We start from the raw sequence: 364 nt of genomic DNA, 5'->3' as shown, positions 1-364 counted from the left end.
TTAAGCTGTCGTCCTCGGAGGATGATAGCGATGAGTGAAGTAAAGAAGCGCAAGATTCACAAGCCCGAGTTCAAGGCCAAAGTGGGCCTGGAGGCGGTACGTGGTGTGAAGACAATCAGTGAGATCGCGCAAGTCTATGGCGTGCATCCAGTGCTGGTAGGACAGTGGAAGAAGGAGATACTGGAAAACGCCAGCGCGCTGTTTGAGACCAAACGTGGCCCCAAGCCAGCCAAAGACAACAAGAAAAATGAGGATCGTCTGTATGGCGAGATAGGGCGCCTGAAGATGGAAGCAGACTGGCTCAAAAAAAGTTAGGGGAGTAAGTCGGGAAGCCAGGATTGACTGGATCGACGCGGCAGACAAG

The 364-nt window shown here is 52.7% G+C and carries 1 pseudogene; it reads left to right on the top strand.

What is annotated here, in order from left to right:
* Positions 1-30: 30 nt before the first annotated feature.
* A pseudogene (locus Q5Y71_RS17310) lies at positions 31-364 on the top strand (IS3 family transposase); the annotation flags it as partial.

This window comes from Microbulbifer sp. 2205BS26-8 (assembly GCF_030731025.1).
Classification (GTDB): Bacteria; Pseudomonadota; Gammaproteobacteria; order Pseudomonadales; family Cellvibrionaceae; genus Microbulbifer; species Microbulbifer spongiae.
Note: the sequence above shows the minus strand (reverse complement) of the source record. Positions and strands in the feature narration are given on the sequence as shown.